This window comes from Pseudarthrobacter sulfonivorans, from assembly GCF_014712225.1.
GTDB lineage: Bacteria > Actinomycetota > Actinomycetes > Actinomycetales > Micrococcaceae > Arthrobacter > Arthrobacter sulfonivorans.
The window spans coordinates 220,898-235,848 of record NZ_JACXBW010000006.1 but is presented as its reverse complement, the minus strand read 5'-3'; the positions used below and the strand labels follow the sequence as shown (position 1 = coordinate 235,848).

The 14,951-nt window shown below is 61.7% G+C and carries 12 protein-coding genes; 10 read left to right on the top strand and 2 right to left on the bottom strand.

Annotation, left to right across the window (positions count from 1 at the left end; genetic code table 11):
• The first annotated feature begins 220 nt into the window (after positions 1-220).
• From IAQ70_RS22715 to IAQ70_RS10105, 4 genes are all read left to right on the top strand, one after another.
• Complete coding sequence (locus tag IAQ70_RS22715; RefSeq protein ID WP_223859761.1) at positions 221-1,687, top strand: trypsin-like serine peptidase; 1,467 nt, start codon at positions 221-223, stop codon at positions 1,685-1,687.
• Positions 1,688-1,717: 30 nt separating this feature from the next.
• Entirely contained in the window at positions 1,718-2,674 is a 957-nt protein-coding gene (locus tag IAQ70_RS10115) for an MvdC/MvdD family ATP grasp protein (protein WP_190989183.1), read from the top strand.
• 469 nt (positions 2,675-3,143) lie between these two features.
• Positions 3,144-3,617: an AfsR/SARP family transcriptional regulator gene (locus IAQ70_RS10110; RefSeq protein ID WP_190989182.1), complete on the top strand. Its 474-nt coding sequence runs from the start codon at positions 3,144-3,146 to the stop codon at positions 3,615-3,617.
• 25 nt (positions 3,618-3,642) lie between these two features.
• Positions 3,643-4,584 carry an NAD(P)/FAD-dependent oxidoreductase gene (locus IAQ70_RS10105; RefSeq protein ID WP_190989181.1) on the top strand — a complete coding sequence of 314 codons (942 nt, stop codon included), beginning with the start codon at positions 3,643-3,645 and terminating at the stop codon, positions 4,582-4,584.
• A gap of 91 nt (positions 4,585-4,675) precedes the next feature.
• On the opposite strand, the gene IAQ70_RS10100 is transcribed toward IAQ70_RS10105, so the two are convergent.
• Both IAQ70_RS10100 and IAQ70_RS10095 read right to left on the bottom strand, forming a co-directional pair.
• Entirely contained in the window at positions 4,676-4,867 is a 192-nt protein-coding gene (locus IAQ70_RS10100) for a DUF397 domain-containing protein (RefSeq protein ID WP_190989180.1), read from the bottom strand.
• Positions 4,868-5,045: 178 nt separating this feature from the next.
• Positions 5,046-5,477 carry a hypothetical protein gene (locus IAQ70_RS10095; protein WP_190989179.1) on the bottom strand — a complete coding sequence of 144 codons (432 nt, stop codon included), beginning with the start codon at positions 5,475-5,477 and terminating at the stop codon, positions 5,046-5,048.
• A 237-nt stretch (positions 5,478-5,714) separates the two neighbouring features.
• On the opposite strand from IAQ70_RS10095, the gene IAQ70_RS10090 reads away from it, so the two are divergent.
• The 6 genes from IAQ70_RS10090 (at position 5,715) to IAQ70_RS10065 (ending at position 14,868) form a co-directional block, all read left to right on the top strand.
• Positions 5,715-7,799 (top strand): M36 family metallopeptidase, encoded by a 2,085-nt coding sequence (locus IAQ70_RS10090; RefSeq protein WP_190989178.1) that lies wholly within the window; start codon positions 5,715-5,717, stop codon positions 7,797-7,799.
• Between the two features lie 153 nt (positions 7,800-7,952).
• The gene (locus IAQ70_RS10085; RefSeq protein ID WP_190989177.1) at positions 7,953-8,786 is read left to right on the top strand and encodes a M28 family metallopeptidase; all 834 of its coding nucleotides are present in this window, start codon (positions 7,953-7,955) and stop codon (positions 8,784-8,786) included.
• 58 nt (positions 8,787-8,844) lie between these two features.
• Positions 8,845-10,893, top strand: a complete 2,049-nt coding sequence (locus IAQ70_RS10080; protein WP_190989176.1) for a DNA/RNA non-specific endonuclease — start codon at positions 8,845-8,847, stop codon at positions 10,891-10,893.
• Between the two features lie 227 nt (positions 10,894-11,120).
• Complete coding sequence (locus IAQ70_RS10075) at positions 11,121-11,618, top strand: Gmad2 immunoglobulin-like domain-containing protein (RefSeq protein WP_190989175.1); 498 nt, start codon at positions 11,121-11,123, stop codon at positions 11,616-11,618.
• 179 nt (positions 11,619-11,797) lie between these two features.
• Complete coding sequence (locus IAQ70_RS10070) at positions 11,798-12,856, top strand: DUF3616 domain-containing protein (protein WP_190989174.1); 1,059 nt, start codon at positions 11,798-11,800, stop codon at positions 12,854-12,856.
• A 131-nt stretch (positions 12,857-12,987) separates the two neighbouring features.
• The gene (locus IAQ70_RS10065) at positions 12,988-14,868 is read left to right on the top strand and encodes an alpha-amylase family glycosyl hydrolase (protein WP_190989173.1); all 1,881 of its coding nucleotides are present in this window, start codon (positions 12,988-12,990) and stop codon (positions 14,866-14,868) included.
• The last annotated feature ends 83 nt before the right edge of the window (positions 14,869-14,951 follow it).

Here is a 14,951-nt window from a genome sequence, read left to right as displayed (position 1 = left end):
CCTTGGACTGCTAGTCGACCGATCGGGGAGCGCTGACTTCGGATATCGCATGGCTACGAAGCGTCCGTATCCGCGACGACCCAACCATTTAAGCCGCCACGCGACTCGGGCGCCCCCGCGGCGATAACGCTCCTGTAACGGCCAAGGAGGACATTGAACGAAACAGCGTCCAGGCGGTCGGGAACCGTCCTGTTCCGCCCCAGCTCAGAAAGGATGCGTCATGGCCAAGAAGCACGGCAGCGAGGATACGGCAGGAAGTACGGCGGAAGCCTTGTACCCACCGCATGTGGAGGATATCGAGGGGGTCTCGGCATCGGACGAACTCACCACTGACCCGGATGAATATGGCCGCCTTCTTGAATCCCAATGTGGCGCCACGGACGACTCGCAGAATGTGGAGCAGTATGACGGAAGCCTCGGTGTCACCATCGGTTTCGTTGCTGCCAATCAAAGCCGGGCCGGCCAGGTGCAGTGGAATGCCAATCTTGGGGCGGTGTACACAACCGCGGGCAACGTGTCCGGTGTGCGCTGGGGGTCCGGAACGCTAATATCCCAAGACCTTTTCCTTACCGCGGGCCATCTCTTTGATCAGACGGGTGGCGGCTGGAACCGGCCGCTTCAGAACGGTACATCGAATGTCATTTCGCCGCAGGAAATTGCGACGAATATGCACGTAAATTTCAACTACCAGTTTGATCCTGCCGGTAATCTCCGCCCGGAGCAAAGCTTTGCGATCCTGCAGCTTGTGGAGTATCGGCTCGGCGGCGTCGACTTCGCCGTAGTGCGACTGGCCGGAAACCCGGGAACGACTTTTGGTTTCTCGCAGATTTCCCCCGCGGATGCCAGCGTCGGTGACATCGCGGCTGTTATCGGCCATCCCGCCGGGGTACCCAAACGGATCGAGGCAGGTCCGGTCACCGGCCTCACCGCCGCACAGATCCTATACAACGACATCGATACGTTGGGCGGCAATTCCGGATCCGGCGTTCTGCGCGCGCCCGACGGCGCGCTCATTGGTGTCCACACGAATGGCGGATGCACGACGTCAGGAACGGGTGCGAACTTCGGAGCGCCTATCAGCGCCGTCATCAGCAACTCGGCGTCGGTCCGTGGCATCCTCGCGGGCGGCGGCACGTCGATCAAGTTCCTCGATGACGGTGGGGGGACGGTTAATAAGTTCCGGGACGACGGCGGTACACCGAATAAGTTCCGGGACGACGGCGGGGCGACGGTTAATAAGTTCCGGGACGACGGCGGCACACCGAATAAGTTCCTCGACGACGGCGGGGCGACGGTTAACAAGTTCCGGGACGACGGCGGTACGCCCAACAAGTTCCTCGACGACGGCGGTACGCCGAACAAGTTCCTCGACGACGGCGGGGGAACGGTTAACAAGTTCCGGGACGACGGCGGTACGCCGAACAAGTTCCTCGACGATGGTGCGGGCCCCGGCCGGCCGCCCGTCGGCCCTCAGCCCTTTATCCTGGCCACCCCGCACCACGCTACTGAATGGGCAGGAGGCCCGCTGCCTGCCTACGGCGAAGAAGGGGCCGTAGGAGACTTTGAAAACGCACTCCAGGAAGTCGCTGTATTGATCGACCACGCCACCGCCGCCCTGGATGAGCTGGTTCGGAAATACGGCGAGCTGCTGGAGGCCTATCAGCAGCTGGCCGGAGGACAGCAGTAGGCTGCCGAGGACCCCGCAGGCCGTGCAGCCATGATCCTTATCGTCTCGCATGCGGACGACGTCCATGCCACTCGCGTCCTAGGCACACTGTCGGCGCGTGGTGCCGATGCCGTGCTCTTCGACCTGGCGGATTTTCCCCTGAAGACCTCGATTGATGTCGCCGCCGGTGACCACAGCTCCCAGGACATCAACATCACCGTGGAGACTGACGGCGGCACCTACGACTTCGGCGAGGTCCGGGCCGTATGGTGGAGGCGCCCGCGGCAATTCGGTATGGACCCGGATATGCGTTCAGAGGAGGACCGCCAGTTCGCATATAACGAGTGCTACTCCGCGGTGTGGGGCATGTGGCTCTGCCTTGAGCCGTTTTGGGTCAACCATCCGATGCAGGAGGAGGCGGCGTCCCGGAAGGTCTACCAGCTGAAAGCCGCCCGGCAGGCAGGCCTGCGGATACCGGAAACCTGCATCACTAACTCGCCGGAACGGGCCGCCGCCTTCGCTTCCGCGCAGGGCGGCCGCACCGTGTACAAAGCGTTTTCCGCCACCGAAAGCGCTTGGCGCGAGACACGGCTGCTGCGGCCCGAGGAACTGCCGTTGCTGGAACAGGTACGAAACGCGCCGGTCATCTTTCAGAGGTACATCGAGGCCGGATACGATCTTCGCATCACGATCATTGGTGACAGGATCTTCCCGGCCCGGATCTTGTCGCAAGAACAGGACTATAAGGTCGACTTCCGCATCCATATCAACGACGTGAAGATCGAACCGTGCACGCTACCCGCCGGGGTTGAGGCGGGACTGCGCTCCCTGATGGATCGCCTGGGCCTGGTGTATGGGGCCATCGATATGAGGCTGACACCGGAGGGCGAGTACGTCTTCCTGGAGATCAACCCGACAGGGCAATGGCTTTTTATAGAAGCGGCCACCGGCCAACCAATCGCTGCAGCCGTTGCAGACCTGCTGATCAGGCATGACCTAGGGCCATGACCAGGCCCAAGACGGACGTAAGTCCCACAGACGACAATAACGCGGCAGTAACGCGGTGAGAGGTGTACTCCACAGTAAGAAGGCCTGCTGGACAGCACATCATGCGGGCTCAGGTGGGGGTGAGAGCACAGGAGAGGAATGTCCGATGGAACTGGGGAACATCAAGTCCGCAGGGATCAGCACAGCCGTCGAATCTGTCGAAGGAGGGTCAGCAGGAACAAGCCATGAGCATTGCGGTGGGCCTGCCCTTGAACTTCGGCTTTTGGGCGACTTCCGGCTACGACGTGGCGGGACGACGGTAGGCCTGACCCCGAGGGCCGAGCACTTGCTGGCCTTTCTGGCGCTGCGCAACGACCTGAGGCGAACGGCAGTCTCTGCCCAGCTGTGGCCGGACATGGACGAGGCCCAAGCGCGGGGATGCCTACGCTCGACTCTGTGGAGGCTGCCGAGGCCAGAAGGGCTCCCACTGGTGGCCACGTCCGGTGACAGGCTTTACCTGACCACCTGTGTGAAGGTGGACATCACCCAGTTACGCGATCAGCTGGATCAGTGGCTGTCGGGTGAGGCGCCACCGGTGACCACCGGTGCACTCAGTTGGGATTTGCTACCAAGCTGGTACGACGATTGGCTGTTGATAGACCGCGAGCGTCAGCGTCAGATCCGACTCCACGCCCTGGAACGAATGTCGGCGTGGTACGTGAGCGCAGAGAGGTTCGACAGCGCGATAGAAGCGGCGTTGCAGGCGATCGCCGGTGATCCGCTGCGGGAGAGCGCGCATCGTTGCCTCATACGCGCGCACTTAGCGGAGGGAAATGTGAGCGAGGCCCGTCGGCAGGTGCACAGCTACGCGGCGCTCCTTGCCGATGCAGGAATCCCGGCGAAACTCTCATCGCGCATGCGCGAACTCATCTTGACCGGCCCGAGTTTGGCCAGCGCGCGCTGAGGCCCCGATGGTAAGCGACATATATGTGGAGTCGGACTTCGATGTTGCAATCATCGGGGGTGGGCCGGCCGGCCTGGCCGCCGCGCAGGTGCTTGGCAGACAGCGCAGACGCGTCATCCTCATCGACGATCATCAACAGCGGAATGCTGCGGCTTCGAATGTGCATATGCTGCTGGGCCGAGAGGGAATGACGCCGACGGGGCTGGTCCTGGCGGGTCACCGAGAGCTAGCGACGTTTCCCACCGCGTCAATCCTGTCGACCAGAGCCATGAAGGTTCTCGTGGAGGAATCGAAGATCGTGGTTTCCACAGAAACAGGGCGCAAAATCTCTGCAGAGTACCTAATTCTGGCTACGGGAGTCGTCGATCAGCTCCCAGCGATCCCCGGCGTCGACAAGGCTTACGGCAAATCCCTGTTTCATTGCCCCCTTTGTGACGGCTTCGAGGTCAGGGATCAACCCTTGGTTGTGATCGGTGGTGGTGAGCAGGCAGCCTTCATGGCGGCTTACGTCCAGGATCGCATTAGTCGGGAGGTACAGCTCTGCTCCAACGGAGAGCCGAGCTTTTCTCCCCAGACGCGAAGAAGACTTGATCGGAACAAAATACGAGTCACTGAAAACGAAGTCGTGGGTATTGAGGCTCACTCCGACGGACTGACGCTGAGCATGGGAGATTTCACGAGGATGACCTATCGTGCGGGCTTCCTTTCTGTAAGGTACCGCCAGCGATCACCCATCGCCCAGGACCTCGGATGCAGACTGAGGGACGATGGCCGCGTTTGGGTCGATCACTTTCAGCGATCTTCGGTGCCCAATGTCTTTGCCGTTGGGGACATGGCCAAGGCGACGAGTGGAAATATGACCTTCGTGGCCACTGCAATCGCCAGCGGCGTGACGGCGGGGGCGTTCCTCGACGAGGATATCTTCGCGAGAAGTTGGGGCGGCCAGGACATCGCCCGGGGAAGCTGACCGGCTTCCCTCCACCCGGCGTCGGTCGCCGGCTGCTTAAGACGATCCTCCGGCAGACGATCGTCCGTCGATCCTGGCCGCCAACTGCGTACTAGACATCGAACTCGTTGCTCTTGACACCGGCCAAAAATGCGCGCCACTCCTCCTCGGAGAACGCAATCCGGGTGCCGGGGTTCTGGGAATTACGTACATAGACCTTCCCCATTCCAGGGACCAGGGCGACCTCAAGGCAACAACTGTTGGCGCAATAGGAAGAGCGTTCGTAGCTCAGCTCGTCATTCACTTCTACTCCTTTTGAATTCCATGGCATGGCGTGGCATGTGGCATGAATTGATGTTCAGAGATCGGGACGCCGAAAAACGCGGTCTGCTTTGGTGGCCCTGGGGCGGCCCGGGCCAGTGGTCCCTTCCCGCCCGGGCCGTTGTCGAGGTGCCACCGCTGCAAGACGTGACGTCAATGACTCACGGGAAGCACTTTTTGGCAATTCGTTCGCCGGCGACATCGAGCGTGACGCACACACCGGTGGGAATCGTGCCAAAACAACAGAACCGGATGCTCAGACAGGCCTTGACTGCGGTTCCTTCGGGGATGTCAAAAGGCACCGGGATGCAGACCTGTCCGATCCCCAGTGGAAGCTTCAGGCAAACCCTGCGGTTGCGGGAAACGACTGAAAGGCACGTTGCGCGGAGTTCGAGCTCGCCTCGATCCGATGGCGCGGAGAAGTCGGGTTCCGCCCCCAGATCCCTTCCTTCGAACGGCTGCCTCGCTGCCTCAAAAGTTGCCGAGATTGCCTGTGCGTCGAACTCGACGAATTCGTCGTTCTGTTCGTTCGTACCAGTTGTCATGATTAGCCCCTTCGCCATCAATGTGCGGATCAGGATTGAGCCGCTCACGTCATGGTTCCAACAGCTCGTCACCAGAGCGTCACGCTTCGGCTACCTTTGCGGGGGCTCGGTACGAGGCAAAACCGCTGCGGGTCGGCATCTCACTCCGGTGACACCAAGGTGATGGCGATGTGACGCGGACGTCGGAGACTAAGTGGATCGTCCCCTCCTCAGGGTGGGATGGTCACTCAGCACGCAGGACACTAACGTGATCGGATAGATCCGACCATTGGATGGAGATGGCAAATGATCCCGGACGATTATCACGCCCTTTATGACCGCGGTGTTCAGGTGGCGCGCGGCGCCGAGCGGCCATCCCCTGAGACCCCCAGCACGGGGCGGGACGCGTTGTCCGCTGACGTTCCGGACCTGGTCATCGAGGAGGATGAAACCACGGGGCTTCCCAACCGGATCGTCAGCCGGCAGCCCAGCGGCCGGTTGGCTGCGCCAGGACCTTCGGATCCGGGTGACGCCGTGCGTCAGTTCATCCATGACAGACGTGCCGTCTGGAACCTCGCAGAAGAAGATGCAGCGGCTGTGGAGGTGCGTTCGGTCAGCCGCACCGGCCTCAAGACAGCGCAGTTGTACCAGAGTGTCGACGGTGTCGAAGTCTTCGATTCGGACGTGACGGTTGCGCTCGACGACGGGAATGGCGTGATCTCGATGTCCGGGCAGTTGTTCCCCGGCGCGGGCGTCGCTGCCCGGGCGCGCCGCACGGCGCGGGCGCGGACCCCGGAAGACGCTATTGCCCGGGCAGCGTTCGACCTGACACGGGTGGTTTACCAGTCCGCTGATTTCGCGCTCGCGGCAACGCAGCCCGACGATATTCCGTACCAGTCCTATGAGTTCACGGCTGACGAGAATGACCGTCGACCCAAGTTTGAGCGGCCGATCAGGGTAAAGGACGTGATGTTTCCGCTGGGGAACCAGCAGTTCGCTTCCGGTCATTACCTTGAGCTCTGGATTGACGGTTTTCCCGCGTTCAGTTACGTCATCGACTCGGTGGACACTCCATTTGTCCTGTTCCGCAAGAACCTCGCCAGTGAGAGTGCACCCTTCACCTATCGCGTGCACAACACCGGCGACGCGCTGTTCCGGCCCCATGATGGGCCGGCTCCGGGAACACCCCATCCCACGGGGATACCCGATGGCTTTCAGGCAGCCACTGTCGCGGAACGCCTGGTCACGCTCGAGAGCCTGCCAGGCCGGGACCCGTGGCTACCACCGGGCGCAACGACCACCCAAGGAAACAATTGCGTCGCGTACGCCGACTTGAAGGAGCAGGATGGGCTGGGCAACGGCGATGTCCTGGGAGAAATCTCGGCAACCGACACGTTCGATTACACCTACGACCACAGCCTGGACGCCAGCGACGCAACAAATCTCCAGAACAGCCTCGTGGGCATGTTCTTCCACGTCAACTGGCTCCACGACCGTTGGTATGACGCGGGCTTCGACGAGGCGGCCGGAAACGCCCAGGCCGACAACTTCGGCCGCGGCGGCGTCGGAGGTGATCCAATCCTGGCCGAAGGCAACGATTTCAGCGGCACCGACAACGCGAACATGTCCACCCCCGCAGATGGGGCCAGTCCTCGAATGCAGATGTTCGAGTTCCTGGGACCACAGCCCGATCAACCAACCCGCACCAGCAATCACGAGGCGCTGATCACTTTCCACGAGATGGGCCACTACATCACAAACCGGTTGGTGGGGAATGCGAATGGTTTGACCAATCAGCAGGGTCGCGCCATGGGCGAAGGCTGGGGCGACTTCTTCGCTATTTGTATGACGTCGCAACCTGCCGATGACTTCACCGGCGGGGTATTCCCGGTTGGCGGTTGGACCGACCTCACTCCCACCTTCAATGACAACTACTACTTCTCGATCCGGCGATACCCTTACAGCGCGGACACCTCGAAGAGTCCGTTGACTTTCCGCCACATCAGCGCTGGACAGTTGTTGCCGGTCGGTCCGCCAATTAGTCCGAACGCCGGCGGTTCGAACAGCGCCGTGCACAACGCCGGAGAAATCTGGTGCGCAGCACTATGGGAGATCTTTGTGAACCTGGTGGCGAAGCACGGGCACGACGAAGCCGAGCGGCGGATCCTGTTGGACGTGGTGGGCGGCCTCAAGCTGACGCCGTCGCGACCGACCTTCCTGCACGCCCGGGACGGGATCATTTCGGCGGCGACCGTCCTCAACCCCGAGGACTTGCCCGAAGTCTGGGCGGGTTTCGCCAAACGTGGGATGGGAGATGGGGCAGTTGCCCCGGCACAGAACTCCACTGATCTGAGGGGTGTCGTGGAGAGTTTTGTGGTACCGGATCTCTAATGGTGAGGCCATTACATCCCGTTGAATCGCCGATTTACGAGGAGAGCCATGGATGTACCAGTGCAGCCTTCAGGGTGTCGTCGAAGGCTGGGCGGGCTGCCGGTTCCCGTGTTGTTGCCACGGTCGGAGTTGAGTTCCGGGCGCGCTGCCGGAATGGCGGCAACCGCGCTGGTTGATGAGGTCTCGACTGACACCTATCGGGCGACCCTCGAAGCCCTCACCGCACACCCGACCCGGCATTCGTTCTCGGCGGCTTACCGCGACGCGGCACGGACGGTCTCCGACCGCTTTGCCGCGCTTGGATACGGCACCCGCGAGGAGCCGGTCGCCGTCGGCGGCCGCGAGACACTCAACATTATCGCCGACAAGCGCGGCACTGCCCCCGAGGGCGAGCGGCAACTGGTCTACGTCGTCGCGCATCTGGACTCCATCAATGAGGCCGGGGGAGTCAATTCACCAGCACCCGGGGCAGATGACAACGCCTCGGGTGCCGCGGGAGTCCTGGAGATCGCCCGCGTACTGGCGACCGCCATCATTCGGCACGACCTGCGCTTGGTGCTGTTCGGTGGCGAGGAACAGGGGCTCCACGGGAGTCGCGTCCACGTTGCCGACCTCACTGACGCTGATCGGGCAAGGATCATCATGGTCGTCAACATGGACATGATCGGTAGGCTCAACACCGCCGCGCCCTCAGTTTTGCTGGAGGGAGCGACGGTTTCTCAACATGTGATCGACACGTTGGCACAAGCTGCTCACGATACTTCGGATTTGGAGGTATTTGTCTCGCTTGCGCCCTTCGCGTCTGACCACGTGTCCTTCATCGACGCGGACCTTCCTGCCGTGCTGACCATCGAGGGCGAGGACCAATTGAACACCGATGAGCACACCCCCAGAGACACCCTCACCGGACTGAATATTTCGGTTGCCATCAGCATCCTCCGGATGAACACGGCCGCGGTCGCAACCATGCTCGGTGTGTCGGCCTAACGACCAGACCCGGGATTAACCAATCTCGCTGCCCCGCCATCGCTAGAAAGGCAAGCAAATGGAGGATCTCATTGGTCGCCTCAAGGCCGCCAACGCTCAGATCGAACGGCGGGACAGCCTGCTGGGCGAGGAAATGCTCGAACGCCGTGCGGCCACGGCATCAATCCCGGAATTGGCCGGTCGCACCCCCGAAGGAACCCCACGGGATCCCGGGCCGACGATCGAGGTAGGCGGACAAACTGTCGATCGATCCGAATTCGCACAGGAGACCATAGTCTTGCGGACCGGCCGGCCCGTCCTGGCCGTCATCGGTGACCAGGCGCAACTCGTGTTCTCCGATCCGGAGAGCACCGTCTGGAAGTCGCGTCTTCGGGATGCCTCAGCACATTTGGTGAGCGCCGCCCGGGCGGTTGGCCGCATTGAGGTCGAGGGACACAGCCTGGCTTGGCTGGGCACCGGTTGGCTTGTAAGACCGGATGTCGTGGTTACGAATCGTCATGTGGCGGCCGAGTTCGGGCGCAACGACGGTACGTCATTCGTGTTCAAACAGGGAATCAGCGGTAGTCAGATGAAGGCCTCGGTCGACTTCCTGGAAGAGATCGGAAGCACCAAAGAGCGTACGTTTCGGCTCAATCGCATCCTTCACATCGAGGACTCAGACGGACCTGATTTGGCGTTCGTGAGCGTCACCCCGACCAGGGAGCACTCCCTTGCCGCGCCTGTCAGGCTTTCCACACATTCCGAAAACAACGAGATGGTTGCGGTGATCGGCTACCCGGCCCGGGATAGCCGGATCCCGGACCAACAGTTGATGGACGAGATCTTCGGGAACGTCTATGACAAGAAGCGGCTCGCTCCGGGACAGTTGACCGGGTCGGATTCGACGGCGCTACGCCACGATTGTTCGACTCTTGGCGGCAATTCCGGATCGGTGGTGGTGTCGCTTAAGACGGGTGAGGCGGTGGGTTTGCATTTCGCGGGGCGATTCCTCGTCAGCAATTTTGCGGTGCCGAGCACTGTCGTGGCGGAGCGGCTCGAAAGGGTCTTGAGCGGCCGAACCCGGCCGGGTCCTGTTCAGCCGTCGGTTCCGGATCGCCCGGCGCCGACAATTCCCCAGGCAGCCGCAGCTGCCCGTGCGGAGACCAGACTATCGGTCGTGGTTCCACTTCGGGTGACGGTGGAGGTTGGAAACCCGTACGCGGATGGCGACGACAAACGCGATCGGTTGACAGTCGGGTTGTCAACGCCCGATACCGACGATGATGTATTCACCGAGGCGGTTCCGGCTGACTACCGGGACCGTCTGGGTTACGAGGACTCATTTCTCGGCGATCCCCTTCCGATGCCGTCGGTAACGAGCGGGCGGGATGATGTCCTTACCTTCACTGCCGATGGCAAAACGGAAGATGTGCTGCGGTACGAGCATTTCGCGGTCATGATGAGCAGGAGCCGCCGGCTGTGTTTGTTCAGTGCGGTAAACATCGACGGGCTGCAATCCGTCTCGATGCCGCGGGTGGGCTGGCGCACCGATCCGCGTATTCCGCTCGGAGCGCAGATCCTTAAAGAGTGTTACGGCGCCGAGCCAAAGTTCTCCCGAGGTCACATGACCCGGCGGGAAGACCCCGTCTGGGGTCCTGGGGTTACTGCTTCGAAGGCAAATGCGGACTCCATGCACGTCACCAACACCGTCCCTCAGATGCAACCCTTCAACGGTGGAGTCTGGCTTGAGCTCGAAAATTACGCGCTCCAGAACGCACGCAAAGACGACATGAGGATCTCCGTCTTCACCGGTCCGTTCCTGACCAGCGAGGATCCAACCAGGTTCGGTGTACAGGTCCCGATAGAGTTCTGGAAGGTCATCGCCTTCATTCATGACGAGACGAGGCAACTATGTGCCACCGGCTACACAATGTCCCAGCAGGATTTCCTGCGTGAAGAGGAATTCGTTTTCGGCAAGCACAAAACGTCGCAGCGATCAATCGCCTCCATTGAACAACGCACGGGACTCTCCTTTGGGCCGCTTGCCGCCCTCGACCCCTTCGAGGACAACGAGGGCCTGGTTTCCGAACTGACCGATGTCCGGCAGATCCGGTTTATCGGACGCTAGCAGCGATCAGAGCCAGGGAAGGCTGTCGACCAACCCTGCGCTCTGGTGAGGTTTTTGGATTCTGAGGGGCCGTCGCCGGCTGCCACGTCGGCAGAATCCGCGTGGCTGCCTATGCCACCAAAGCGATGTCGTAGGCGATAACGCGGCAGTAACGGGTGGGATGCTGAAGTGTCTTTGTACAGACCTGACAGGTGCATCCTTCCAGAACTGGCGTTAAGGAGTTAGCCATGGCCCCGCGACTCATTGAAGTGCGCCAGCCGAAGCCGAACGACGTCATAGGCAGCGACTTTACGGTTGCCGGTTTCGGAACCGGATTCGAAGCTACCGTCCTTTGGCAGCTGCTCGACAAGAACGGTCAAAGCATAGCCCAGGGAAATATTCAGGGCGCCGGTTCCATGGGGATCATCCGGGACTTCGGCCATCAGGTTTCGGTCGGTGACTACACTGCCCGCGCGGCCCATGTGACGCTTCAGGTCTTCGGCGACGATCCCTCCGGCATCCATCCCCCGGGGACCGATCTCAACATACTTCCCGTCACCCTGTTTACAGCATTGGAGGGCTTCAGGCTTTACGAAGTCGAGGCCGGCGATACTCTGACGAAGATCGCTCGTGAGCAGGGCCAAAACACGACCGTCGAGGACGTCTTTCAAGCCAATCGGGACCGCATCAACAACCCTGACCTCATCTTTCCCGGTCAGATTTTCCGTATCCCGCTGCTCGCCTGAAGTCTGTCTGCTGTGGCTGCGGCCCGTTGGGGACGCGCCTACGAGGTATCGGCTCGTCCGACTGCGGCGAACAAATTCGCCGCCGTGGCCGCCACCGGAGGACGGGACGCCGATACAGATGCCCGTCCCACCAGTACGACGCCCGAGCTGCAGAATTCCGCCAAAGAATGGAGTCAAGAATGGCAGACCAGCCGTCTGGCGAGATCACTCTCGTCCTGAATCAGCGCAGCACCCTCGATCCAGAGGATGACCTCCGCGATGGATTGTCCGCCGTAGTTCGCCAGGGCGACTACCTCTGGGTGGCCAACGACGAGACGACCAGTGTCGAACGGCTCACGATTCAGGGCGACCAGGCCCATGACCATCACAGCTCTGACCTCACCGATTTATTAGAACTGCCCGGGGAGGGGGAGCTCGATATCGAGGGCCTCGATATCGACGGTGACAACCTGTGGCTGCTCGGGTCGCACAGCGCGGTCCGCAAGCGGGTCAAGGACAAACACAACCCGGACCAGGCCCGGAAGGCCCTGGCGACAGTCGAGGTCAGCCAGCGCCGGCGAGTGTTGGCCCGGCTCTCGACCAGAACACTCCTTGAGCCCGGTGCAAGCGGGAACGGTGGGCAGCAACGGCCCGTGGTGTTTGGCCTGGATGGAGGCGCCGGCCAAAGCCTTTTGGATCTGCTGTCCGATGACCCTCACCTTGAAGGCTTCATACCCTCACATCCGATCCCGGGCAAAGACAACGGGATCGATTGCGAGGGCCTCGCCGTGACGGACGACCGGGTGTTCATCGGCCTCCGCGGGCCAGTGCTGCGCGGGTGGGCGGTGATTGTCGAACTCGGCGTCGGCGACGGGTCCGGCATCGAGCCGCAGCCGATCGGTCCCGGGGGTCGCCGCTACCGCAAGCACTTCCTCGACCTGCGGGGGTTGGGCGTGCGGGATCTGTGCCGTCACCGAGATGACCTGCTCGTCCTGGCTGGACCCACTATGGAGCTCGACGGCCGCACAGCGGTGTTCCGGTGGCGGAACGCGCTGACGTCTGACAGCGAGGCCGTGTTGCACAGGGACGACCTGAAATGTGAAATTGACGTACCGTTCGGAAAGGGTGAGGACCGGGCCGAGGGGATCACGTTGCTGCAGGACCACAGGTCGGTGCTGGTGGTATACGACACACCAGCTGGGGAACGCAAGAGCGGAGACCACGGCATTCGAGCCGACATCTTCGACCTCCGGGAGTGAGGAAACGGCCGGAGCCTACGAGGCCGCAACCTGCCTCCGACGAGGCATGGCAGTCGCCGGGGAAGCAGGGCGATGAGCCGCCTCACTCCCGAACTCCCGACAAAATTCCGTAACTGCTAGTGAGGGCAAAGATGCTTTCGATCAATGAAATCCCGTGGGCACAACTCCTGCAAAAGAACAACTATCACCCGTCGCCCCGCGACTGGTCGGACCAGGTGATCTACTTCCTCCTGATCGACCGGTTCTCTGACGGCAAGGAAGATGGCTATCGGGATGTCGCGGGGCAGATAGTCCCAGGCGCCACCCAACTGTTTTCACCCGCCGATGCTGGCAACGGAGTCCGGTCACAGGCTGCCATTCAGGATTGGGAGTCAGCCGGCGCCAAATGGCTCGGTGGCACCCTCAAAGGGATCACATCCAAGATCGGCTACCTCAAGAGGCTCGGCATCTCCACCTTGTGGATCAGCCCGGTGCTGCGGCAGCGGCCCGGAGTGGACGACTACCACGGCTACGGAACGCAGAACTTCCTCGAAGTCGACCCCCACTTCGGCACGGACGAGGACTTCAAGGATCTCGTCGCGGCCGCGCACAAGGCCGGGCTCTACGTCATTCTGGACGTGATCCTGAACCATACTGCCGACGTCTTCCAGTACAACACCGTCGATCCGAGCGGCAATCTCTACACGCCGGCGTGGAGCGGTGCCACCTATCCCGTGCTCGGGTGGCGGGACCCCAATGGCGCCCCCACCCTCCCCTTCCCGACGCAGGTCAACCCCCATGACGTGAACAGCGCCGTTTGGCCCGAAGAGCTGCAAGCAGCGGACGTCTTCACGCGCAAGGGGAACATTGCCCACTGGGATGACAGGCCGGAGACAACCGAAGGCGACTTCGACGGGCTGAAGAACATTCACCAAGGAACGGGGCCGCTGTCCGAATACACGCCCTCGGAAGCCCTTCGAACCCTCTCCGAGGCCTACCAGTACTGGATCGCCTACGCAGACCTGGACGGCTTCCGCGTCGATACCGTCAAGCACATGGACCTGGGTGCAACCAGGTTCTTCACCTCTGAGATCCATGAATTCGCCCAGACCATCGGCAAGGACTCATTCTTCCTGGTCGGAGAGATCACCGGCAGCCGGGATGAAGCCATCAGCACCCGCGACAAGACCGGGCTCGACGCGGCACTGGGATTGCGGGACGTCCAGCAATACATGGTTGACGCCGTCAAGGGCTGGGGCAACCCGGCCAACTACTTCGAACTCTTCCGCAACTCAGCCGAGGTCGACAAGCCTTCTCACACGTGGTTCCGCAACCACGTGGTCACTGCTTTTGATGACCATGACCTCGTCAGGCTGGACAAGGAATGGAAGGCGCGCTTCGCCGCCGATCAGGATGGGCGTGCACTTGAGCTCGCCATCCTGGCCATGAATGCGACCACATTGGGAATCCCCTGCATCTACTACGGAAGCGAACAGCGTTTCGACGGAAAGTTTCCGTCCGACTTCAATCCCGCGCCCGATCCCAGGGACAAGGCGGATCGCTATATCCGGGAAACGATGTTCGGGGGCGGCTTCGGCTCATTCAGGAGCCGGGACAGGCACTTCTTCGACGAGACATCGGCGACTTACATCGAGCTGGCCAAAATCCTGGCCGTTCGAACCAGCGACATTTCACTCCGCCGCGGCCGCCAGTATCTGCGGCCTATTTCCGAGGACGGGTTCACCTTCTGGTACCCGAACCGGATCGGCGAGGGGCGGATGACCTCCATGGTGGCGTGGAGTCGGATCATGTCGGACCGGGAGGTCGTCTGTGCCATCAACACCGACTTGGCAGCGCCAAGGACGGCGTGGGTAACCATCGACGCCGGCCTCCATGCCGTCGGTGACAAATACCAGTACGCCTATTCAACGGACCCGACCCGGATTGGGTCGCCGGTGGCGGCCCAGGCGCGGAACGGTTTGGCCATCAGCGTAACCGTTCCGGCGGCTGGCTTCGTGATCCTGGCGCCATAAAAAGCAGGGGCTGATATGCCTTGGGCTGGCACCTCCACTCGAAGCCCAGGCCGGTCCAGCAAGACCTTTTGCACGGGCCGCAA

Bases quoted from the DNA above. Each gene is read 5' to 3' on its own strand.
- IAQ70_RS10080 (WP_190989176.1), top strand. From the start codon at position 8,845: ATGGAGGATCTCATTGGTCGCCTCAAGGCCGCCAACGCTCAGATCGAA.
- IAQ70_RS10070 (WP_190989174.1), top strand. From the start codon at position 11,798: ATGGCAGACCAGCCGTCTGGCGAGATCACTCTCGTCCTGAATCAGCGC.
- IAQ70_RS10115 (WP_190989183.1), top strand. From the start codon at position 1,718: ATGATCCTTATCGTCTCGCATGCGGACGACGTCCATGCCACTCGCGTC.
- IAQ70_RS22715 (WP_223859761.1), top strand. From the start codon at position 221: ATGGCCAAGAAGCACGGCAGCGAGGATACGGCAGGAAGTACGGCGGAA.
- IAQ70_RS10075 (WP_190989175.1), top strand. From the start codon at position 11,121: ATGGCCCCGCGACTCATTGAAGTGCGCCAGCCGAAGCCGAACGACGTC.
- IAQ70_RS10090 (WP_190989178.1), top strand. From the start codon at position 5,715: ATGATCCCGGACGATTATCACGCCCTTTATGACCGCGGTGTTCAGGTG.
- IAQ70_RS10085 (WP_190989177.1), top strand. From the start codon at position 7,953: ATGGCGGCAACCGCGCTGGTTGATGAGGTCTCGACTGACACCTATCGG.
- IAQ70_RS10065 (WP_190989173.1), top strand. From the start codon at position 12,988: ATGCTTTCGATCAATGAAATCCCGTGGGCACAACTCCTGCAAAAGAAC.